Raw genomic sequence first — 21266 nt, forward strand, 5'->3', positions numbered from 1 at the left:
GTCACTAACATGGAAATAGATATCCAGAGAATTGTCTCTGAAGATTTCTGGGTTGACCAGTTAAGAGGATTTGAACCCTATGTGTTTGTTCCATTGAAAGGCAAGGAAGACACAGCAAGCGAACCTCAGTACCACTTATCTCCATTTCCCAAATCTATTAATGACAGATTAAATGAAATCACCAAAGGTATAGCAACCAATGTCTATGTATTATTAGGAACAGCAATATCCATAGTCCTGTCAAAATATACAGGAACGAGAGAAATACTGTTAGTGACTCCTAAACTCTTTAGTTCGCAAAAAATTGAAGAAAAAGATAGCATACTATTTCTCCGATTGCCAGTTCAACAAGAAGCTACTATTCGGAGTCTCCTTCATACTATTCAGACTACGGTTAATAAAACGCATAAACATCACGACTACAATCTGGATGCTTTGCTCGGGCGATTGAATGACAACTACGATTCTGATGCTCTGTTCCAAGTCGGGTTTAGTTACTCTGGATTAAACCAAAGTCGTGTATTAACGGATAAAGTTCCACTGTTGTTTCATATTGAAGAATCCCTCGGAAAATATAGCCTCTCGATCGCTTACAAAGATGGAGTGTTTCACGAGACAATAATTAACCAAATTGCCGCAACCGTGTTTCGTGCATTGGAGTTTGTACTTTGGCATCCGGACGATACAATAGGCAACGTTAAACTCCTATCTGCATCTGATGTGACAACTTTGGTAGAGGAATTTAACGCGACGCAAACTTGGTATCCACAACATCAGCAAGTAATCGATTGGTTTGAGGAGCAGGTTGAGCTTAACCCAGACGCAGTAGCCATTGTATGCGAACAGCGAAAGTTAAGCTATCGCGATTTAAATCAACGAGCAAATCAAGTTGCAGCTTATTTAAAAACCAATGGAATTGAGTTTGAAAATCGAGTAGGTTTGCTTCTGACACGCTCGGAATATTTAATTATTGCTATTCTTGGTGTGTTGAAAGCAGGAGGAGCTTACCTACCCATCGACCCGGAACTTCCTTTTGAACGCATCCAGTATATGGTTGCAGACAGCGGCTGTCAAATTATTTTGAGCGACACCAGCCAACAGGAACTGTGGGCTTGTCTGGGAACAGTTGAGTTAGTGGATATTAGGGAGATTCCGACGAAACTGGCAACAAATCCTAAAAGGTCTACCCATCCCAACCAACTCGCCTATCTCATGTATACATCCGGCTCGACTGGATTGCCAAAGGGAGTTGCTATAGAACATAGCAGTTTGATGAACTACCTCTACTGGGCAAGCAAATATTACTTTGCTGTAAATCCCAAACTGGGTAATATGGCGTTGTTTACTTCACCCGCCTTTGATTTGACTGTCACCACCATATTCCTGCCTTTACTACGGGGCAAAACACTGTATATTTATCAGGAGAATTCTCCGGAAGTGGTTTTGGAAACTTGTTTTCGGGCAGACACGGAGGTTGATACCATCAAGTTAACTCCTTCGCACATTCAAATATTGAACTACATTCCGGTGACCCCTAGCAATATCGAATTGGTGATTGTGGGTGGCGAGGAACTTAAACCGAACCACGTCCAAGTACTCAAAGAGCGCAATCCCGAGATGCGGGTTTATAACGAGTATGGCCCTACAGAAACAACAGTTGGGTGTACGGTAACCGAATGTAGTGTAAAAAAGACTACTATAGGTAAACCAATTGCTAATACTCAAATTTATATTTTAAATGAAGAATCTGAACTTCTGCCTGTAGGAGTCACAGGTGAAATCTGCATCGGTGGAGAAGGTTTAGCCCGAGGTTATTGGAATCGCCAAGAACTTACGGCACAGCGATTTGTTACCCATCCCTTTAGTGAAGAAAAACGAATTTACCGCACTGGTGATTTGGGACGATGGCTGCCAGAGGGAGAGTTAGAATATCTGGGAAGAAAAGATAATCAAGTCAAAATCCGAGGATATCGGATTGAGCTTCAAGAAATTGAGCAGCAATTGTTACAGTGCGATGGAATTAGTGAAGTAGCAATTATTACTCATGAGTTGGGTGAAGGTGATAAAGAACTGGTTGCCTATGTTGTTGGCCCAACAGATCTCAACGTAGCAGATGTGGGAATTCATTTAACTCGCAAGTTACCAGTTTATATGGTTCCCCAGCACATTATACGTCTGTCGCGATTGCCTCTGATGGCAAATGGAAAGTTGGATCGAAAGGCACTACCAAAACCTGAAGAACTCAAGCAGTCTTTGGGATATGAGTATGAAGCACCGCGATCGCAATTAGAAGCACAACTGGTGGAAATTTGTGGAGAAATCCTCAACCAAAATAAAATCGGTATAAAAGACAATTTTCTAGCACTTGGAGCCAACAGCTTAAAGATAATTCAAATGGCATCTCGGGTGAGTCGATGGTTGGGAGTAGAACTCAATTGGCGAGAAATCTTTGCCAACTTGAGTGTTAAAGAACTGGCTGAGGTGATTCAAGGGAAACAACAGATGCAGTCATTGACTGCGATTGAGAAAGTACCCCTTGCAGACCATTATGCCCTTTCTCCTGCCCAGCAACAGTTATGGTTGTCCGCTCAAATAGGTGCGGCGGTCGGCTACAACATTCCTGGCGCTGTGCTCATGGAAGGGCAATTGGACAAGCAGGCACTCCAGAAAGCATTTAAATCCATAGTAAGCAGGCAAGAGGTTTTAAGGACGACGTTCATCTGTGTCAATGGTGAGCCGAGACAGCGGATTAACCAAGATATAGATTTTTGGTTGGGGGAGCGCGATTTGAGCGGGGAAGCCGATCCCAAGAGCACCGCGTGGTCAATTATGGAAGAAGAAGTAGCCCGACCCTTTGACCTGGAAAAGGGACCCCTTTTACGGGTACAATTGTTGCGGTTGGGACAAATGGAGCATATATTACTGCTCAATACCCACCACATTATCTTTGATGGCTGGTCTATCGGATTGCTTTTGCAAGAGTTAACAACTCTTTATGAAGCCTATAGAGACGGACAGGACAATCCACTGAAACCTTTGGAGTTTCAATATAAGGACTATGCAGCTTGGCAGAATGCTTTGTTGAATGGTGACAGGGCGCGGCTACAGAAAGCCTATTGGCATCAAAAGTTACGCGGTTCTCTTCCATTAGACTTGCCTACCGACTATCCACGCCCAGCAATTCAAACTTTCAAGGGTGCGATCGTACCCCTGACACTGTCTTCTCACTTGCTCCAAAACCTGGAAAAATTCAGCCAGGAACAGCAAGTCAGCCAGTTTGCGATCGCTCTGGCAGTTCTCAAAACGTTACTCTATCGTTACACGGGAAAAGAAGATATCATTGTTGCCACACCAGTTTCTGAACGCACCCAGATTGATTGGGAAACTCAGATTGGTCTTTATCTCAACACGGTTGTCTTGAGAGACACAATTAGCGGACAAGACAGATTTATTGATGTGACGCAAAGGATAAAGCAGACAGCGTTGGAAGCTTTTGCCCATCAAGCATATCCCTTTCATCATTTAGTACAGGAGTTAGATATTCCGCGAGACCCTAGCAGAAATGCTGTTTTTGATGTGGGTTATACCTGGATGGATGAAATCGGCTCGCAACTAGATCGAATTACACTTTCCAACCTCAAACTTACCCAAATACCATTGGATCGCGAGCAAAAGATTGCTGTCAGTGATTTGTGGTTTTATTTTGAAAAACGTGTTGATAGTATTGAGGGTTATTTAGCTTACAACTGCAATTTGTTCCGGAAAGAAACAATCTATTTCCTCAGACAGGCATTCATAACCATCTTTAACCAGGTGCTTAATAATCCAGAAATAGAAATTAGAGCGCTTAACTTTATGGATGAGAAAGAAAGCTGTAAAACACAAGTCACTGTGGAGCTAAGTCTTTAGGATAGCGAATTCATTAGCACTCAAGCCCATACTTACTAATAAAGACTAACTCACTTACTACAGAGCCACCCTTTATTAAGTATGGGAATGTTTCAAAATTGAAAGTTAAACAGTAGATAAATATGACACAAAAAGTTGCAATTGTTACCACATTAAGAAATGTTAGCAACAGTATCACCTCCTTTCTCACCTATCATCTCTCTATTGGATTTGAGCATATTTTTCTTTTCTTTGACGATCCAAAAGACCCTTCAATTAATGAAGCTAAAAAGTTTGCAAAAGTGAGTGTTATTCTTAATAACGATGAGCTTCAAGATAAATGGAAACAAACATTATCATATAAACATAACAAGGAAATCCGAGAGTATCTTAATTCTGAGGTAATGGCCAGACAGATTGTCAATACTGAGATAGCAATCCAATTAGCAAGACAAAAACATTTAAATTGGCTATTGCACATTGATAGCGACGAGCTATTTTATTCACCTCATCAGACAGTATCAGAACACTTTCAAGAATTGATAGATAAAAAAATTTTCAACGCGAGATATAGAAATTTTGAGGCAATTCCTGAGAGTGCTGATATTGAAGACTATTTCAAAAATGTAACGTTATTCAAAAAAAATTATAGGAGTACCTATAGAGGAGAACTCAAGGACTACTTAAGTAAAAACCAGAAAGAAATTATTAACTTAATTCCACAGTTGCCAGACGATTTCTTTCTTTTTTATAATAATGGTAAGACGGCAGCTGCGTTAAGTGAGGAGATTTTACCATGGGGTGTACATGGATTTCAATTGCCGATAATGGTCTGTGGATTTAAATTACCGATATTGCAAAAACAAATACCACAGTGGCAGACAAATGTATCTAGCCCCTTGATTCTTCATTACCCTTGTAACGGATTTGAGAACTTTTGGAAAAAGTACGAAACTTTAGGCTTATTTCCCAATCAATGGTACGGCAAGATTGACATTGCCAATGCCATGGGTTCTTTTCATTTGGAAGCTCGAGACATAGTTATGAGTGGTAATAAGAAAGCTGCGAAAGAGTTTTATGAAAAACGTGTTGTCATAAATAATGCAGCAGATATTAAAAGCTGTATGGAAAATGATTTGTTCTGTCGGATAGTAAAGCCATCTAAGTTACTTACAGAAATAAGCATTTACTCTCACTCACTGTGAAGATGGCAGTATTAACTGATTTCTTGTGATTGCTTTCTAGAACTCGATCGCTGTTAGATTTTTTCAACTTTTTTAATAAAGAGAGAAATACAATGCTAATTCTTGGATTGAGCGGCTGTTTTTCAGAGATCGATCAAGACTTTATTCCTAATTTACCATTTTGGTATTATCATGATGCGGCTGCTGTTTTAATGGAGAATGGAAAAATTGTTGCAGCAGCTGAAGAAGAACGTCTAAATCGAATTAAACATACCAACAAATTTTGTCTTGAGAGCATCCGTTATTGCTTAGAACAGTATCAAGTTAAATTGTCTGATATTGATTATATCGGATTTTATTTCAATGAACAATTTGTCGATAACTCGTTAAATCTTGAATATATCAAAGCTAAAAACACTACTGTAAAATATGCTCGAGAATTAATCATTGAGCTTTTAGAAAAAGAGTTTGATTATCAATATCCTTCGGAAAGACTGATTTTCACCTCTCATCATTTGGCTCATGCTTATTCTACCTATTTTCACTCCGGCTTTTCTGAAGCATTGGTTGTTGTTACGGATGGAAGGGGTGAAAGTGAGTCAATCACTGTTTTAAATGGTCAAGGTAAACAATTAAAAATTCTCAAGAAATACCCCATAGAAATTTCACTTGGAGATTTTTATCAAGCTGGTACAGAGTTACTTGGTTATACCTTATTCGATGAATATAAAGTCATGGGATTAGCTCCCTACGGCAATCCAGAACGATTTAGATCGTATTTCAAAGCTTTATATGAGCTACTGCCAAATGGTTGGTACCATCTAGACCATTGGAATATGCATTCACTCTTTTTAACTGAAGGTTTTCTTCCCAGACGTAAAGGAGAAAAGTTTAACCAAGACCACAAGGATTTTGCTGCGGGTTTACAAGAAACATTAGAAACGATAACCAAGCATATTCTAACTTATTGGCAAAAAGTGACAGGGCACAAAAAACTGTGTATGTCAGGAGGAGTCGCACATAATTGTTCTATGAACGGCAAACTTCTTTATACTGAGCTTTTTGAGAGAATCTTTGTCCATCCAGCATCTCACGATGCAGGTTCTGCCATTGGGGCGGCGATGATAGTAGACCAAATTCATAATAATCAATTTGCACCTTTACCACTCACTAATGTCTACTGGGGTTCTGATGTTGGCTCAAAAGATGAAGTTCAATCTGTTTTAGACAAGTGGAAGAAATTTATTGATTTTCGACTCATGGAAAATACTTCTACTGAAGTTGCAAAACTCATAGCAGAAGGTGCAGTTATAGGTTGGGTACAAGGAAAAGCAGAGTTTGGTCCAAGAGCATTAGGTAATAGAAGTATTTTAGCCGATCCGAGAGTAGCCGAAAATAAAACACGCATTAATGCAATGGTGAAAAAGCGGGAAAGCTATCGTCCTTTCGCTCCTTCTGTACTTGTTGAAGCTGCAGACGAATTTTTTGATTTACCACAACAGACATCTTCTTTTGGATATATGGTATTCGCTGTGAAGGTTAAGGAGGATAAACAGCAGCTTTTAGGTGCTATCACTCATATAGATGGTACGGCTCGGATTCAAACTGTTTCAAAAACCACTAATTCAAAATACTGGAATTTAATTAACGAGTTTGGGAAAATTACTCAAGTTCCCGTAGTTTTGAATACTTCTTTTAATAATAATGTAGAACCAATTGTTAATTCATGTTCGGATGCTATCACTTGTTTCCTCACAACTGAACTAAATTACTTGGTCATCAATGATTTTTTAATTGTCAAGTCAGATGTTAACTGGAAGGACTACTATCAAAATATGACGGTCGGTGTACTTCCTTCAGTGCGGTTGAGAGAAACAAGTGTTTTTAACTCTCAAGAACCAGCTTCCTTATCCCACGAAATTTACTTTAACTATGACAAAGGTAAATCTTTGTTAATTAGTTCTGAGGCTTATAATGTTTTGAAGAACAGCGATCGCCAATCAACGATTGAGAAAATTGCCACGAGTTTAAATTTAGCTCAGGAGAAATTAGAAACATTAACTGAGGAAATGATAAAAATTTGGGAAAACCGTTTCATTATTTTGCAACCCGCGCACTAATGTGCCTGACATGACTTGAATCATAAGCCACCTAGAAAATAAGGCAATTATAAAAGGGTAGAAAAGCAATGGTTTACACAGATTCTTTACAATTACAGCAAACATTTCCTATTGTTATACAACCGTCTGAAAACAGCCCGGACATAGTAGATTGGATAGAAGAAAATCAGCAGTTTATATCACAAATGTTGAATCAGTATGGTGCTATACTTTGGCGTGGGTTCAATTTAAGTACAGCGATCGCGTTTGAGCGGGCTTGCTTAAAGCTTTCTGCAGATTTGTTTCATGATAATGGAGAACATCCTCGCGAGAATATTAGCAGTAATGTATATACTCCAGTTTTTTACCCTAGAGAGAAAAAACTGTTGTGGCATAACGAAAACTCCTTCAACTATCATTGGCCCAGGAAAATATTTTTTGGCTGTTCTCAACCAGCACAGCAGGGAGGAGAGACACCGATTGTTGACAGCCGCAAGGTTTTTGAACTCCTCGATCCCAAAATTAGAGAGAAATTCATAGAAAAGAAGGTGATGTATCTCCGCAACTACAACTCTGGGGTTGGATTGGACTGGCAAAAGGTTTTTCAGACAACAGATAAAGCAAAAGTAGAAAATATTTGTAGAAACTCTTTTATAAATTATGAATGGAAAGATGACGGAGGTTTAAGAACTCGTTCGGTACGCCCTGCTGTCGTAAAGCATCCTCAAACTCACGAATTAACCTGGTTTGCCCAGCCTCAACACTGGCACATATCATGCTTAGATATGGAAGTACAAGAGGCTCTAATGTTATCATTTCGGGAAGAAGACTTACCGCGAAATTGCTATTACGGTGATGGCTCTCCTATTGAAGAATCTGTGATGGAAGAAATCTGTGCAATCTATCAGGAGTTAGAAATTAGCTTTTCTTGGCAAACAGGGGATTTATTAATGCTAGACAACCTATTAACTGCTCATGCGCGTAATCCTTATATTGGAGAAAGAAAGCTTTTAGTCGCAATGGGCGAACTGATGAGCTTTAATGAAGTTTGAGTATAGCAGTCAAAAACCGTAAGAAAAAGACTGAAGCCCTACAAAAGCCTTACTGGCAATAGGAAAGAGGTTTTGGGTTTGTTGATTTTTATTGACACAGAGACGTTTAATTGTGCTGACCTACTTATCTGTTGGAGAAATGCGATCGTCTTTAAAGAAAAAATAGACACAGTGTAAAAAGATATGATTGTACTGGTCAAGATGTGATGGAATTGCTTAAAATGTAGAGCAGGGGTTTACTCAATACGGAGGCATAGCAAATGACAGAGGCAAAGAATACTCCCGTAGAAAATACCGGAACTAAAAATGAAAACTTTGATGTGGATGTCAATGTTAATCCACCTTCTAGCAGTCAAGAAGATGTCTCAAGAACAAACGTTCATGTAGAAGAATTGAAGATTAGTAGCGATGCTTTAGTTCAAACAGTTTTGAACCTTATCCATCAAGCTAGTATTCGGCGAATCCTCATTCAGACACAAGATGGATATACACTACTGGAAATTCCATTGTCATTGGGAGTTGTAGGGGGATTGCTGGGTACAGCCTTTTTTCCAATACTCACAGCACTTGGTGCGATCGCTGCTTTAGTGACCCGTGTAAGAATTATAGTTGAGAGAGTCACTGCGTAAAACATTGAGTTGTGGTCAATGTTGAGTGTAAAATCATTGCTACAAAGTCTATTAAAAATGGCTGGAATGAGTTGGTGTTATATAGCGCTTTTTACTTGCATCTAATGCAGCTCTTGTGGTGTAACCATCCCGTCTGCCTAAGACGGGTGAGATAGGCATCCCGCAAGATATGCATCATGTAGTGCTGTCAACTGAGAACCGCTATATACCCTTTTTTTAAAAATGTTTCCACTCCCCACAAAAAGTGGAACAAAATAGTGAATTAACATGGAACCCATAGCAATTATTGGCACAGGCTGTCGTTTTCCGGGTGGTCATAACCCAGAATCGTTTTGGTACGCGTTAAGGGAAGGTCGCGATCTGATTACTAAGGTACCTCTGGAGCGATGGAATGTTGACGCTTTCTACGACCCAGAACCCGCAAAGCCAGCAAAAGTTAGCAGTCAATGGGGTAGCTTCATAGAAAACGTAGACCAATTTGATGCTGAATTTTTTGAGATTTTACCTGAAGAGGCAAAACAGATAGATCCTCAGCAGAGATTGTTGTTAGAGGTAGCGTGGGAAGCTTTAGAAAATGCAGCGTTGAGATGGGATAAGGTCTGTGGTAGTCAAACTGGGGTGTTTATTGGAAATACCTATAGTGACTACGATCGCTTAATACATCGAAATTTAACTAAATTGAATGCTCACAGTGGCACAGGTATTAACCGTTCTCTGTTGGCTAATCGTCTCTCTCATTTACTGGATTTACACGGTCCGAGTATGACAGTAGACACGGCTTGTTCTGCTTCACTCGTTGCAGTGCATCTTGCTTGCCAAAGTTTGCGTACTCAAGAGTCTAATCTAGCATTAGCCGGAGGAGTTCACCTAAATCTGTGCCCGGAATCAACCATGATTATGTCGTCAGCAAAAATGCTGGCAGCTGATGGTCGTTGTAAAACTTTTGATGCCAAGGCGAATGGTTTTAGTCGTGGAGAGGGTTGTGGAGTCGTTGTTCTCAAACGCCTGTCTGATGCTTTGGGAGATGGAGATAATATCTTAGCGATTATTAGAGGCTCGGCAGTGAATCACAATGGTTTGAGCAATGGAATCAGCGCACCTCATGGATTGTCTCAACAAGCAGTGATTAGCCAAGCTCTAGACAACGCTCAGATAGAACCAGCACAAATTAGTTATGTCGAGGTTCACTCTACTGGTACTGTTTTTGGAGATGCGATCGAAGTTGAATCCTTAAAACAGGTATTGATGCAAGGGCGTTCACTTGACCAGCCCTGTTGGATTGGATCGGTAAAAACTAATATTGGGCATTTGGAAGGTGCGGCTGGAATCGCTGGTTTAATTAAGGTAATACTGTCTTTACAACATCAGGAAATACCACCTCACTTACATTTGAACCAAAGAAGCCGATATATCCCTCTTGAAGGCACTTCTTTGAACATTCCAACTCACTGCCAACCTTGGTCTACTGGCACAGAACCCCGAGTAGCTGGCGTTAGCGCGTTTAGTTTTGGTGGCGCTAATTGTCATGTTATTTTGGAACAAGCGCCAGCGCCCAGTGTGTTAATCAATAATATTGAGCGTCCCTTACACATTCTCACCCTATCAGCAAAAAATGATAAAGCAGTACACGAGCTAGCATTACGTTATATTCAGACTTTGCCGACAGAGTCCGAACTGGCGAATGTTTGCTTTACAGCAAATACAGGAAGGGCACATTTTCACCACAGACTTGCTGTTGTTGCCCCATCAACCAAGCAGTTAAAGCAAGCACTCAGTGATTTTCTTGATGGCAAACAACCTGCAGGGCTGATAAGTGGAATTGTGAATAATCGGAAGCGATCGAAAATAGCTTTCCTCTTCTCTCATGAAGGGTCACACCATGTAGGCATGGGATACCAGTTGTACCAAACTCACCCTATCTTCCAGCAAACCCTAAATGAGTGTGAGGATATTTTACGTTCTTATTTGCATAAACCTTTACTAAGTGTTTTATATCCTCAGGCAGATGAAATTTCACCTTTAAATGAAATTACCTACGCCCATCCTGCACTATTTGCCTTGGAATATGCCCTCTTCCAGTTGTGGCAATCCTGGGGTGTTAAACCGAACGTCCTGATAGGTTACGGAATTGGAGAATACGCAGCTGCCTGTGCTGCAGGGGTCTTTAACTTAGAAGATGGCCTAAAGTTGATTGCCGAACGTGCTTTAGTTGTGCAAAGTTTGCAGCAAAAAGAAAAGATGCTGGCAGGGTTGGCTGATGAGAAGGATATGAATTCTCAACAAATCAAACCCGCAATGGAGCGATTCCAGCAAGTCGTTGCTAGTGTCACTTATGCAAAACCCCAAATTGACCTGATCTCTGGCTTTACGGGAGAACGATTAACTGAAAAAGGTATTACACCAGAGTATTGGTGGAATCATTTGCATTCGGTTGTAGCATTGACCGATAGTTTCAAGACAGTCAATGCTTCTGATAATATGGTGTTTGTTGAAATTGGACCAAAACCTATCTTAATAAAAATGGCTGAACAATGTTTGCCAGAAAAAGTAGGGGTTTGGCTACCAAGTTTGAATCAGTCACAACAGGATTGGCAACAAATACTCCAAAGTTTAGGAGAATTATACATCCGTGGAGTCCCTATAGATTGGTCTGAATTTGACAGGGGTTATAATCGACAACGTCTGAGTTTACCAACTTATCCTTGGCAGCGACAGCGCTATTGGATTTCAGAGGCTGAAGAAGGGCACCAACGAGCAGAAGCTTTATCTCCAGAAAATACTCAAACTCCCATTACTAACTTATTGAATGAAGGAAATGCTCAACAATTAGCTCAGTTAATGCAAAAGGCTGGGAATTTTTCCCAAGAGCAGATGAAATTACTACCGGAAATGTTGGCAGTCTTAGTTAGAGAACATCAACAACACCTAAAAGACAGTCAGGGCGAACTTCTTTAATTTGGTCGAGGACTTTATGTAATTTAAAGGTTCTTTAGTTTCTCAATACAAAACAGGATTTTATTCACTTCTATAGAATTGCAAACGACCTGTGCCAAGATATTGGCTGTCACCCTGCTGTCTGGAGAAAAAACCTGTGAGTTGAAATAAGTAAACGCCCTCGTAACTGGGATTGCGATATGGTTTTAAACCAATAGTCACTGTCTGACCCGGTTGGATTGGTTGGTCAAAAATTACTGTAACAGTATCTTTCTGTTTATCGCTTCTTGTTAATTGAAATGCTAGCTTTTGTCCTTTACGATTGGGTGTTCCTTCAAAAGCACGGCTGTCTTTCCCATCAAATTGAATTTGCTCAAGACCTTGTTTTTGAGTAAAATTTACTTGCTGAAGGGGTTTTCCTGCACTGGCTGGAACTGCAATTGTGAAATAATAAGTGGCTTCTCGAACAAATGTATCTGTGTAAGTTGATGTTGCAGTAACTAGATGCGGTGGTTCAGCAGTGGCAACTGTGCTATTAGCTAATGCATAAGAAGCCACTGAAAGAGCTAGTAACCACTTTCTCGCGTTTTTCGCGTAGATTGTTTTACAAATCCTAAAATTTATTTTCATGGGATTAACTCAAAATTTATAAAATACCTTCTATCTCAGGTTGTGATAAGAAAATTCATGAAAAAGTGGAGCTAGGCTTGAAAATTTCCTAACTCAATCAAAAACCTTACCTCAAAAGTCAATCTGAATACAGCAGATTGCAACAAGTGTGAAGTAGAGGAGGTTCTAACGGAGAACAGCCGTATGCCCATAAGTGTCGGCACGCTAAGGGTTGGCGTAGCCTATCCCCAGGGCTTATGCCCCTACCGATGTACTTCATTTACCTGAAAAATGCTGTATATTGACTTTTGAATTGTTCATATTTGCTAATTCATTTTCAATGTAACACATATTTTCTTGTTTAGATTTTCATAAAAAGCACTTTTTACTAATAATTAATTCACGCTAATTCGATGATATTTTGTGCCTTTAATTGGTTGCTTAGATTGACTTTATAGTAGCTAAGAACTACTATTTATATGGATTTAAATTCAATAAAAATACGGTAAATTTATCAAATTTTAGTTATTCCATTACTCTACTTTAAACTACGGCTACTGCCACTTTCGCGACCAGTTGTAGGTACTCCCCGATTGGGTGGTAGTTTAGCTTCTAGTTGCCCGTGTTGAAGAATTTTGACTATTCCATGAGGATTTTTGAGGAATTGCAAGAAATAAGATGTATTTGCATAGGCTGCGGATACAGATACGATTCCAGTTGTAGCCAATGGAACTACAATATATTTGAACTTCATTGTCTGACCTCAGAAAAAGCACTTGTAATACAACTTCACTAGCATCCTTGTGTTTTTCTGAGAAGGAGCGTTGTTGTACCCTAGTAAGTGTCCAAGAACAACTTATTTTAGGAATTAAGTAAACTTTTGTAACAATTCCTCTAAGCCTGCGTAAAAGTCGTATGCCTTACTCAGAGAGATAGAGATTCGCGATGAGGTGCCATAGCGTTCGAGGTCTTTTATGACTAACGATCCAAGAAAACAGTTAGATACACAACTTAAAGAATTAGCGCTTCTTGCCCAAAAATCCCCTCAGGCAACCAAAGAGCGACGAATGGCTTTAACACAGTTGATTAATGCCATTTGGCAGTCGGGAAAACTTAGTCGTCCCTATAGCGGTCAATTTCAACTACTTTATGAAGATATTTATGAAGAAGCAGTACAAAGCTTATTTTTCTACATTTGTCAAGATGAAAATATTAGCAAATATAACCCAGAACGCGGTGAGGTCATAACCTGGGTGAATGTACTACTTACTAAAAGATTTTTTCCAGAGGCTATACCTAGAATTATTGGTAACAAAAACGAAATAAATTTGGAAAATTCACACTTAGAAAATCTCTCCTCATCTGAATCTATATCTTTATACGAACAAATCATAAAATGTATAGAAGACGATCCAGAAGGAATCTTTATCAAAGAACATATAAAAGGTCATCCTGAAGCCAATTTTCAAGCAATAGCTAGGAAAAGATATTCGGGAGTTTCTTGGAAAAAAATTTCGCAAGACGGAAAAATTGGAATTACGACATTACATAACTTTTATCAAAGGTGTGTGAAAAAATTTGCTCCTAAATTACGAGAGTATTTGTAGATTTCATATTATTTTATAGTCTATCAAAGAATTATGATGAACGAAACAGTTTTTTTAACATATACGGGTCCCATATCTCCAGGAGCCAGACAGCTAGCCGAACAGTTTTGCCGACAACAAGCTACACAAGAGAAAAGCGAACAAGTTCGTCTGAATACTTTATCTGTATCTTTTGTGAATTCGTATCTGCAATTCATGGGTTTTGAGACAGACTTGGAAGCTAGTGATAGTTGGAATACACTGCAGCAAATACTTTTTGATGTAGCCGATTTGGAGCTAAAGAATTTGGGCAAGTTAGAGTGTCGTCCGGTATTGGAAGGAGAACAGTTTATTTATGTGCCAATTGAAGCACATTCAGACCGAATTGGCTATGTTGTTGTACAAATTAGTAAATCATTTCGAGAGGCAAAACTGCTAGGATTTGTTAAGGAGCTATCAAGCGATTTAGTATCAATCAGTCAACTGCAATCTTTAGAGTTTTTACTGGAATATTTAGCTGATTTGATTCAATTGAAAGCAGCAGATTTAGATTTTCAATCGCTTAATATCAGTCAAAATTTAATTAGATTAAGGCAATGGTTCGAGGATATTTTTGTTGCTGATTGGCAAGAAGTTGAAGCTCTCTTAGGCACTCAAGCAGTGTATGCAGCTAGCAGTCTGAGAAGTATTAAAGGTGATTTTGTTAGCAGGGGCAAGTTAATTACTTTGGGAAACCAAATAACTGAGCAAGCAGTCATTTTAGTAGTTACCCTTACACCAGAGAATGACCGAGAAATGGACATTATCGTGGAAGTACATCCTACAAGTCAACAAAATTATTTGCCATCAAATCTCCAACTGATGGTACTTGACTTTGAGGGAACATCTGTTATGGAAGCCCAAACAAGAAGCACCAATAAGAACATTCAATTGCAGTTTAGCGCTGAGGAGGGAGAACGTTTCAGTATTAAACTGGCACTGGGGGATATCAGCAATGTAGAAGATTTTGTCATCTGAAGCGAACAACACGGGGGCGGGCAATGAGAAAGTTGGTTGTGCTGAAACTAGATGGCAATTTGCAAGAGGGAGTGCGGGTAACTCTAGAGATTGGGTTTGAGGGCGAACGTCCCACTACAGAAATAACTGGTAATCTGCCCCCAAATTCAAACATGGTGACAGCAATTAACCATTGGCAGTCAACATACCGCAGTCTATGGCAATTTAGCCGCATTAAGGCAAAAAAAATTGTTTATGATGGTTCTATCTCGCAGCGACGCGAGGATTGCTACAACTTAACTCATGAGTTGCGTAAGCACCTGAATAACTGGCTGCTGTGTGAGTCTTTTCGTCCTGTTCGGGAGAAATTACTCAAATACTTAACGCCTGAGGACGAAGTGCGAGTGCTCATTCGCACTCCTTGTTTGCAGCTAAATAAACTTCCCTGGCATTTGTGGGATTTGGTGGATCGGGATTATCGCAAAGCTGAAGTCGCCTTGAGTGTTCCAGAGTCAGAAGGATTAGCTGCATCGCAGACACCAGGAAAAAGGAATAAAATTAAAATTTTGGCAATTTTTGGAGATAGCAACGGTATTAATTTAGACCAAGACCGTCAATTGCTAAAAAAATTACCAAATGCTGCTATCACCTTTCTGGAAAAGCCTCAACCTCAAGAAATCAACGACCAACTGTGGAACCAGCCTTGGGACATTCTATTTTTCGCCGGTCATAGCAAGACTGAGGGTGAAACAGGTCGGATTTATATCAATCAGACAGAAAGCCTCACAATTCCCGAACTCAAGTATGCCTTGAGAAATGCTGTTGCTAACGGATTGCACTTAGCAATTTTTAACTCCTGTGATGGTTTGGGATTAGCGCGAGAACTACAAGATTTGCACATTCCGCAAATAATTGTCATGCGGGAACCAGTACCGGACTTGGTGGCTCAAACATTCCTCAGGCATTTTTTAGTGGCTTTTTCTTCAGGACAGTCAATTTATACAGCAGTTCGGACTGCTAGAGAAAGGCTCGAAGGATTGGAGAAAGAATGCCCGAGTGCAAGTTGGTTGCCTGTCATTTGCGAACACCCTGGCGTAGTGCCAATAACTTGGCCAAAGCCTCGGCATTTGCTTAACAGTCGCTGCCTTGGAACTTCTCTACTTATTAGTCTGTTGGTAACCGTCGGCGTGCTGGGAGTACGATACCAAGGAGTACTTCAAACATGGGAGTTACAGGCTTATGACAGACTCATGCGATCGCGTCCCCAGGAAAGTCAAGATTCGCGCCTGTTAATAGTCACAATCACCGAAGAAGATTTTCAACTGCCAGAACAGCAGCATAGAATTGGGTCGCTATCAGATACAGCACTGGCGCAACTGTTGGAAAAACTAGCACAGTTCCAACCACGGACGATAGGCTTAGATGTTTACCGTGATTTTCCAGTAGAATCCAAGCAGGCTGCTTTAGTCACTCGTCTGCAAACTGATGACAGCTTTTTTGCCATTTGCAAAGTCAGCGATCGCACAAAAAACCATCCAGGAACTTCATCCCCTCCAGAAGTTCCACAATCACGCCTTGGCTTTAGTGATGTTGTCCAAGACTCGGATAGGGTTGTGCGTCGTCATTTGATAGCAATGAAATCGACCGATCCTGCATCCCCTTGCACTTCACCTTACGCCCTCAGTACCCAGTTGGCATTTCACTATCTAGAAAAAGAAAACATTCTTTCCAAGAATGCTCAAGGGGAATTGCACTTAGGTAAAGTTGTTCTCAAACGGTTGCGATCGCCCGTGGGCGGCTATCAGCAAGAGGATACACAAGGCTACCAAATATTGCTTAATTACCGTTCTCATCAAGGTTCTCCTTTAGAAATTGCCCCTACTGTTACGCTTGCAGATGTTCTCAAAGGTAAAGTCAACCCCAAAGAAATAAAAGATCGAATAATCCTGATTGGTGTTACTGCGGAAAGTGCCCATGATTATATGAGTACCCCCTACAGTGTTGGACAGGGATTTTACCAGGAAATGCCTGGGGTAATTTTGCAAGCGCAAATGGTAAGTCAGCTAGTAAGCGCGGCGAAAGATGGACGACCTTTAATGTCAATTTTACCTCTCTGGGGCGAGGTCTTTTGGATTTGGGGTTGGGCTGTCGTTGGAGGCACGCTTGCTTTGGGTTTTTGGCCAAGACTGTATCTCATACTGGCAATAGTTAGCGCATTCTTCGTTTTATACTTTATTTGTGTGTTCCTCTTCGTCCAAGGCATCTGGCTTCCTCTCGTTCCATCAGCCTTAGTGTTAGTAGTTACTAGTGGCACTGTGGTGATGTACCTGGCTTCACACCATCAACACCAGATGATTTCTACCAATTTGAGGTATCAGTAAGGAACAAAAAGGCTTAGGGACTTTCAGCCGTTTTTCTTGTAACTTGTATCTTGGTAATTCTGTTTGACCTTGGTTTTTTGAATTTCTAAACTGTTGCTTGATGTTTTTAAATAAAGACTCGTCTATTAATAATTTATCCCCTACCAGATTTACTTGAGAATCCCAGATGTTTGGGTGTTCTGAGTCGTCAGCTTCTACTTTGGCATTACTCAAATGTTCGATGTGGATGTAATCTAACCAAGCTTTGAGTAATTGCCGAATCTGTAAATCTTCAGCCATCTCTGTTTCTCCCAAAGAACCCAATTATGAATTACTGGTTTTAAAACTCTAGAAATAGAGATTGCTTAATAATTTACCCTAATTCATACCATTTCGCTAAAATAATGAAACATATCCACCTCTAGAACCCAGATAATACCTGAGTGTTTTAATTGCGAATTGCGAATTGTTATTACTCGTCCCCAAGTAATGCTTCCAGCTTGTTTAGAAGGTTTACTAACTGTTTTTGTTTTCTGGGTTCTTTCCATAGCTGACGTTTTTTTATGCGCTGGGTGATATCTTTCAGCCGTTCTGGTATTTGGTTAGGTGTTTTAGTTGATGGTGTTTCAAATGAAGAGTAGGCGATGATTTGTTCTTTGATTTGGCTTAAAGACCAATTGTTTGTTATTGCTTCTGACAAGAGTTGTTTTCGCAGTTCGTCATCTTTCACTCGGATTCTGTAGATTCTGAGTTAGGAGAAACGTTTCTCCTAGATTCATCTAATGAGTCTGTTTCCTGTTGTTCTCCTTTACTGCGAGCGTTTTTCATGCGGTACAGCAAAATGTTGGGTTTCGTTCCTCAACCCAACCTACGAGGTTTTAATGTTTGCTTAACAAACTCTCTTGAATTGATAAAAAAATAAAAATACAGTCAAAAAATTAATGATAAAGTTAAACAAATATGAAAATTAATTTTTATAGCTATCCTATCCAATTAATCTGAAGGGCGAGATATCAGAAACTCAGTATTTTAAAGAAATTGGAATTGGCAAATTTTATAAATTATTTACAATAACTATTTATACCAAATAATTTAATTATTGAGGAAAATTATTCTATTTTCTTGTCAAGATAATTGTCGATCGCATAGCAAAAATGCTAGTTAATAAATGTGTTGCTATAAAAGGATATAAAAATGCCTAAATGGAAAGTGAGCACTGAATTTACATTTGATAGCGCCCATTACATTAAGGATTATGATGGACCTTGCGGTCGCCTGCACGGACACACTTATAAGGTAAGAATTGAAGCAACCTCATCAAAGCTGCACTCCTCGCAATACTGTCCCCATCCAGTCATGGTAGCTGATTTCAGAACCTTGCGTTGGGCTAAGCAGGATGTCACAAAAGGAGGGCTTGACCACGGTATTCTCAACGAAGTTATGCCTCCTGAGTATGAGACAACTGCTGAGATGATTGCCAAATATATTTATGATGAAACCAAGAAACGGGTACCGCCCGGTGTGCAATTAAAAGTGGCGGTCTCAGAGACGCCAAACTCTTGGGTAGAATACGAAGATGACTAATGGAGGTAAGGAGACTCGAACTCCTGACATCCTGCTTGCAAAGCAGGCGCTCTACCAACTGAGCTATACCCCCTTAACATGGAGAAAGTAACCTATTTGTCCTGACGAAAGTATCATAACTCAAACTGCTGGTTTACGGAAAGGGGATAAATCAAAAAATGGCTTTAGTTGTTGCTGCACTTTATAAATTTGTTAGTTTGCCAGATTTTGCTGACAAACAAGACCCTTTGTTGTCTTTGTGCCAAGCACAAGACGTTAAAGGAACAGTTCTGCTAGCAGCAGAAGGCATTAACGGTACGATCGCAGGTTCCCGTCGAGCCATTGATGCAATTTTGTCCTTTCTGCGTTCCGATCCTCGCCTAGCCGATTTGGAAATTAAGGAGTCTGAGGCTGACACCCCACCTTTTGAACGCATGAAAGTGCGTCTGAAAAAGGAAATTGTGACCCTTGGGTTACCTGAGGTAGACCCAAATGAACAAGTAGGCACTTATGTCAATCCTAAAGATTGGAACACCCTCCTGAACGATCCAGAAGTTACCGTTATCGACACGCGTAATGACTACGAAGTTAGTATCGGAACTTTCAAAAGAGCGCAAAACCCCAATACAAAGTCATTCCGAGAATTTCCAGAATACGTTCGCCATCAGTTAGATCCCAAAAAACACAAAAAAGTTGCTTTGTTTTGTACGGGTGGAATTCGCTGTGAGAAAGCCTCGTCCTTCATGCTTTCCCAGGGGTTTCAAGAAGTGTATCATTTAAAAGGCGGAATTCTTAAATATTTAGAGGAAGTGCCAGAGTCTGAGAGTTTGTGGGAAGGCGAATGTTTTGTTTTCGATCAACGTATCGCTGTTCGTCACAGTTTGGAACCAGGTACTTATGATATGTGTCCCAGCTGCGGACATCCCATTTCTGAGGCTGATAAAACCTCTTCTAAATACCAAGAAGGAGTTTCCTGCCCTTACTGTTTTGATAGTCTCTCCGAAGAGAAAAAAGTACGTCAGCAAGAAAAACAACGACAGTTAGAATTAGCAAAAAAGAAGCTACATAACGGTTAATAGTTTTTCCATCAACCACTAACCACTAACCGTCTTAAGCTTTAGTGCCAAAGTTAAACCATCGGCAATTGGCAATAAGCTGATTGTAACTCGTTGGTCTTGATGCAGCTTCTGATTAAAAGCCCGGATGTGGTTTGTTCTATTGTCTTGCACTTGAGAATCTGCAACTCTTCCCGACCACAGTACATTATCAATAGCAATTAGCCCGCCCGGTCGCACCAACTTTATAGCTCGCTCGTAGTAATTATCGTAGTTGCTTTTGTCTGCATCGATAAAAGTAAAATCAAATGTTTCCCCTTCTCCTTGTGCAAGCAAGCGGTCTAATGTTTCCGCTGCTGGGGCGATATGTAGCTCGATTTTATCTGCCACGCCTGCTTGCTGCCAATAACGACGGGCGATCGCTGTATACTCCTGACTCACATCACAAGCAATGACCTTACCTCCTGGTGGTAATGCCATTGCCACTACCAGCGAACTGTATCCTGTAAATACACCTATATCTAACGTTTTTTTTGCCCCCAATAATTGTATTAATAATGACAGAAGCTGCCCCTGTTCTGGAGCAATTTGCATTCGGCTCATCGGATGCTGTGCTGTTTCCTGCCTGAGTTTTGTTAATATCTCCGGTTCTCTTACAGATACAGACAGTAGGTACTCATAAAGATTTTTTTCCAGTCCCAGTGTTTGATTTGTCATATTTTGCTCATTGCTAATTGTTAATTGTAAGGTTAACTTAGCAGGCGAATTAAATATAACTATAATTTGTCGTTATCTGTCCTCAGTCATTTGTCATTTGCAAAGGGCAAAGGACATTTTCAATGTTTTATACATTTGAACTCAAGCAGTAATACTTAGAGTAAGTAATATTACGATTATTATCAAGCAACTTGTTTCTTGAGCAATCAAAAAAACAAGGTCTCTTTATTCTTATAACAAAAACGCTTTACTATTTTTTACAATCAAAAGGGTTATCAAAGAAGTGTAATTTATCACGTCTAACAATGTTTGGCTTAAAAATTAAAGTAACTTTTTTAACATTATTGTCCCTGTTAACCTTATCGACTGCTGTAATGGCTGATTCATTAACCCTGAATGGGGCAGGTGGTGGTTACAGTTACGAAATTTGGCGAACAACAGATAATAAAAGTTACTACTTGAAGGTGTGGGAAGGGCAATCTGGCAGACAAGGAGAACCGATTTACACTATGGGTAACTTTGACTCTACTGCAGAGGCGCTAGAATACTTCGATTGCAGTTACGTTCGCAAATCTTGTTAGAGCACTCGTTTCT

17 protein-coding genes and 1 tRNA gene are annotated in these 21266 nt (G+C 40.0%); 12 read left to right on the top strand and 6 right to left on the bottom strand.

All coding sequences use genetic code 11. The features are described 5' to 3' along the window. Positions 1-9: 9 nt before the first annotated feature. The 6 genes from ACYRY3_RS37660 (at position 10) to ACYRY3_RS37685 (ending at position 11807) form a co-directional block, all read left to right on the top strand. Positions 10-3909: an amino acid adenylation domain-containing protein gene (locus ACYRY3_RS37660; RefSeq protein ID WP_460206843.1), complete on the top strand. Its 3900-nt coding sequence runs from the start codon at positions 10-12 to the stop codon at positions 3907-3909. Positions 3910-4031: 122 nt separating this feature from the next. After that, positions 4032-5093 (top strand): glycosyltransferase family 2 protein, encoded by a 1062-nt coding sequence (locus ACYRY3_RS37665; RefSeq protein ID WP_460206844.1) that lies wholly within the window; start codon positions 4032-4034, stop codon positions 5091-5093. Between the two features lie 92 nt (positions 5094-5185). Beyond that, entirely contained in the window at positions 5186-7192 is a 2007-nt protein-coding gene (locus ACYRY3_RS37670; protein ID WP_460206845.1) for a carbamoyltransferase family protein, read from the top strand. A 68-nt stretch (positions 7193-7260) separates the two neighbouring features. Further along, complete coding sequence (locus ACYRY3_RS37675) at positions 7261-8223, top strand: TauD/TfdA family dioxygenase (RefSeq protein WP_460206846.1); 963 nt, start codon at positions 7261-7263, stop codon at positions 8221-8223. A 260-nt stretch (positions 8224-8483) separates the two neighbouring features. Then, on the top strand, positions 8484-8852 hold the full coding sequence (locus ACYRY3_RS37680) for a DUF4342 domain-containing protein (protein WP_460206847.1): 369 nt from the start codon (positions 8484-8486) through the stop codon (positions 8850-8852). 267 nt (positions 8853-9119) lie between these two features. Continuing rightward, positions 9120-11807 carry a type I polyketide synthase gene (locus tag ACYRY3_RS37685; RefSeq protein WP_460206848.1) on the top strand — a complete coding sequence of 896 codons (2688 nt, stop codon included), beginning with the start codon at positions 9120-9122 and terminating at the stop codon, positions 11805-11807. A 60-nt stretch (positions 11808-11867) separates the two neighbouring features. Here the strand turns inward: ACYRY3_RS37685 and ACYRY3_RS37690 are convergent, their stop codons facing one another. Both ACYRY3_RS37690 and ACYRY3_RS37695 read right to left on the bottom strand, forming a co-directional pair. Then, the gene (locus tag ACYRY3_RS37690) at positions 11868-12416 is read right to left on the bottom strand and encodes a DUF2808 domain-containing protein (protein WP_460206849.1); all 549 of its coding nucleotides are present in this window, start codon (positions 12414-12416) and stop codon (positions 11868-11870) included. 517 nt (positions 12417-12933) lie between these two features. After that, on the bottom strand, positions 12934-13149 hold the full coding sequence (locus ACYRY3_RS37695) for a hypothetical protein (protein ID WP_460206851.1): 216 nt from the start codon (positions 13147-13149) through the stop codon (positions 12934-12936). 220 nt (positions 13150-13369) lie between these two features. Here ACYRY3_RS37695 and ACYRY3_RS37700 point away from each other — a divergent pair, with 220 nt between their 5' ends. Genes ACYRY3_RS37700 through ACYRY3_RS37710 form a run of 3 tightly spaced genes read left to right on the top strand, consistent with a single transcriptional unit; the run spans position 13370 to position 17358 of the window. Then, positions 13370-14002 carry a sigma-70 family RNA polymerase sigma factor gene (locus tag ACYRY3_RS37700; RefSeq protein WP_460206852.1) on the top strand — a complete coding sequence of 211 codons (633 nt, stop codon included), beginning with the start codon at positions 13370-13372 and terminating at the stop codon, positions 14000-14002. Positions 14003-14035: 33 nt separating this feature from the next. Next, positions 14036-14998, top strand: a complete 963-nt coding sequence (locus ACYRY3_RS37705; RefSeq protein ID WP_460206853.1) for a DUF1822 family protein — start codon at positions 14036-14038, stop codon at positions 14996-14998. Positions 14999-15021: 23 nt separating this feature from the next. Beyond that, positions 15022-17358, top strand: a complete 2337-nt coding sequence (locus ACYRY3_RS37710; protein ID WP_460206854.1) for a CHASE2 domain-containing protein — start codon at positions 15022-15024, stop codon at positions 17356-17358. Here ACYRY3_RS37710 and ACYRY3_RS37715 read toward each other — a convergent pair. Next, the gene (locus ACYRY3_RS37715; protein WP_460206855.1) at positions 17311-17637 is read right to left on the bottom strand and encodes a hypothetical protein; all 327 of its coding nucleotides are present in this window, start codon (positions 17635-17637) and stop codon (positions 17311-17313) included. The two genes, ACYRY3_RS37710 and ACYRY3_RS37715, sit on opposite strands and share 48 nt — an antisense overlap. A gap of 172 nt (positions 17638-17809) precedes the next feature. Then, a complete protein-coding gene (locus ACYRY3_RS37720; RefSeq protein WP_460206856.1) occupies positions 17810-18067 on the bottom strand; it encodes a hypothetical protein in 258 nt (85 codons plus the stop codon). Between the two features lie 464 nt (positions 18068-18531). On the opposite strand from ACYRY3_RS37720, the gene ACYRY3_RS37725 reads away from it, so the two are divergent. Then, complete coding sequence (locus tag ACYRY3_RS37725) at positions 18532-18921, top strand: 6-pyruvoyl trahydropterin synthase family protein (protein WP_460206857.1); 390 nt, start codon at positions 18532-18534, stop codon at positions 18919-18921. On the opposite strand, the gene ACYRY3_RS37730 is transcribed toward ACYRY3_RS37725, so the two are convergent. Next, positions 18922-18994 (bottom strand) — tRNA-Ala (locus tag ACYRY3_RS37730). It lies immediately after the preceding gene. A gap of 85 nt (positions 18995-19079) precedes the next feature. On the opposite strand from ACYRY3_RS37730, the gene trhO reads away from it, so the two are divergent. Next, the gene (gene trhO / locus ACYRY3_RS37735; RefSeq protein WP_460206858.1) at positions 19080-19976 is read left to right on the top strand and encodes an oxygen-dependent tRNA uridine(34) hydroxylase TrhO; all 897 of its coding nucleotides are present in this window, start codon (positions 19080-19082) and stop codon (positions 19974-19976) included. An 18-nt stretch (positions 19977-19994) separates the two neighbouring features. Here trhO and ACYRY3_RS37740 read toward each other — a convergent pair whose 3' ends face one another. After that, positions 19995-20672, bottom strand: a complete 678-nt coding sequence (locus ACYRY3_RS37740; RefSeq protein ID WP_460206859.1) for a class I SAM-dependent methyltransferase — start codon at positions 20670-20672, stop codon at positions 19995-19997. Positions 20673-21046: 374 nt separating this feature from the next. Between ACYRY3_RS37740 and ACYRY3_RS37745 the strand changes: the two genes are divergently transcribed. Further along, complete coding sequence (locus ACYRY3_RS37745) at positions 21047-21253, top strand: hypothetical protein (protein WP_460206860.1); 207 nt, start codon at positions 21047-21049, stop codon at positions 21251-21253. The last annotated feature ends 13 nt before the right edge of the window (positions 21254-21266 follow it).

It is taken from the genome of Scytonema sp. NUACC21 (assembly GCF_054684315.1).

Bases quoted from the DNA above. Each gene is read 5' to 3' on its own strand.
- ACYRY3_RS37660 (WP_460206843.1), top strand. From the start codon at position 10: ATGGAAATAGATATCCAGAGAATTGTCTCTGAAGATTTCTGGGTTGAC.
- ACYRY3_RS37665 (WP_460206844.1), top strand. From the start codon at position 4,032: ATGACACAAAAAGTTGCAATTGTTACCACATTAAGAAATGTTAGCAAC.
- ACYRY3_RS37670 (WP_460206845.1), top strand. From the start codon at position 5,186: ATGCTAATTCTTGGATTGAGCGGCTGTTTTTCAGAGATCGATCAAGAC.
- ACYRY3_RS37675 (WP_460206846.1), top strand. From the start codon at position 7,261: ATGGTTTACACAGATTCTTTACAATTACAGCAAACATTTCCTATTGTT.
- ACYRY3_RS37680 (WP_460206847.1), top strand. From the start codon at position 8,484: ATGACAGAGGCAAAGAATACTCCCGTAGAAAATACCGGAACTAAAAAT.
- ACYRY3_RS37685 (WP_460206848.1), top strand. From the start codon at position 9,120: ATGGAACCCATAGCAATTATTGGCACAGGCTGTCGTTTTCCGGGTGGT.
- ACYRY3_RS37690 (WP_460206849.1), bottom strand. From the start codon at position 12,416: ATGAAAATAAATTTTAGGATTTGTAAAACAATCTACGCGAAAAACGCG.
- ACYRY3_RS37695 (WP_460206851.1), bottom strand. From the start codon at position 13,149: ATGAAGTTCAAATATATTGTAGTTCCATTGGCTACAACTGGAATCGTA.
- ACYRY3_RS37700 (WP_460206852.1), top strand. From the start codon at position 13,370: ATGACTAACGATCCAAGAAAACAGTTAGATACACAACTTAAAGAATTA.
- ACYRY3_RS37705 (WP_460206853.1), top strand. From the start codon at position 14,036: ATGATGAACGAAACAGTTTTTTTAACATATACGGGTCCCATATCTCCA.
- ACYRY3_RS37710 (WP_460206854.1), top strand. From the start codon at position 15,022: ATGAGAAAGTTGGTTGTGCTGAAACTAGATGGCAATTTGCAAGAGGGA.
- ACYRY3_RS37715 (WP_460206855.1), bottom strand. From the start codon at position 17,637: ATGGCTGAAGATTTACAGATTCGGCAATTACTCAAAGCTTGGTTAGAT.
- ACYRY3_RS37725 (WP_460206857.1), top strand. From the start codon at position 18,532: ATGCCTAAATGGAAAGTGAGCACTGAATTTACATTTGATAGCGCCCAT.
- trhO (WP_460206858.1), top strand. From the start codon at position 19,080: ATGGCTTTAGTTGTTGCTGCACTTTATAAATTTGTTAGTTTGCCAGAT.
- ACYRY3_RS37740 (WP_460206859.1), bottom strand. From the start codon at position 20,672: ATGACAAATCAAACACTGGGACTGGAAAAAAATCTTTATGAGTACCTA.
- ACYRY3_RS37745 (WP_460206860.1), top strand. From the start codon at position 21,047: ATGGCTGATTCATTAACCCTGAATGGGGCAGGTGGTGGTTACAGTTAC.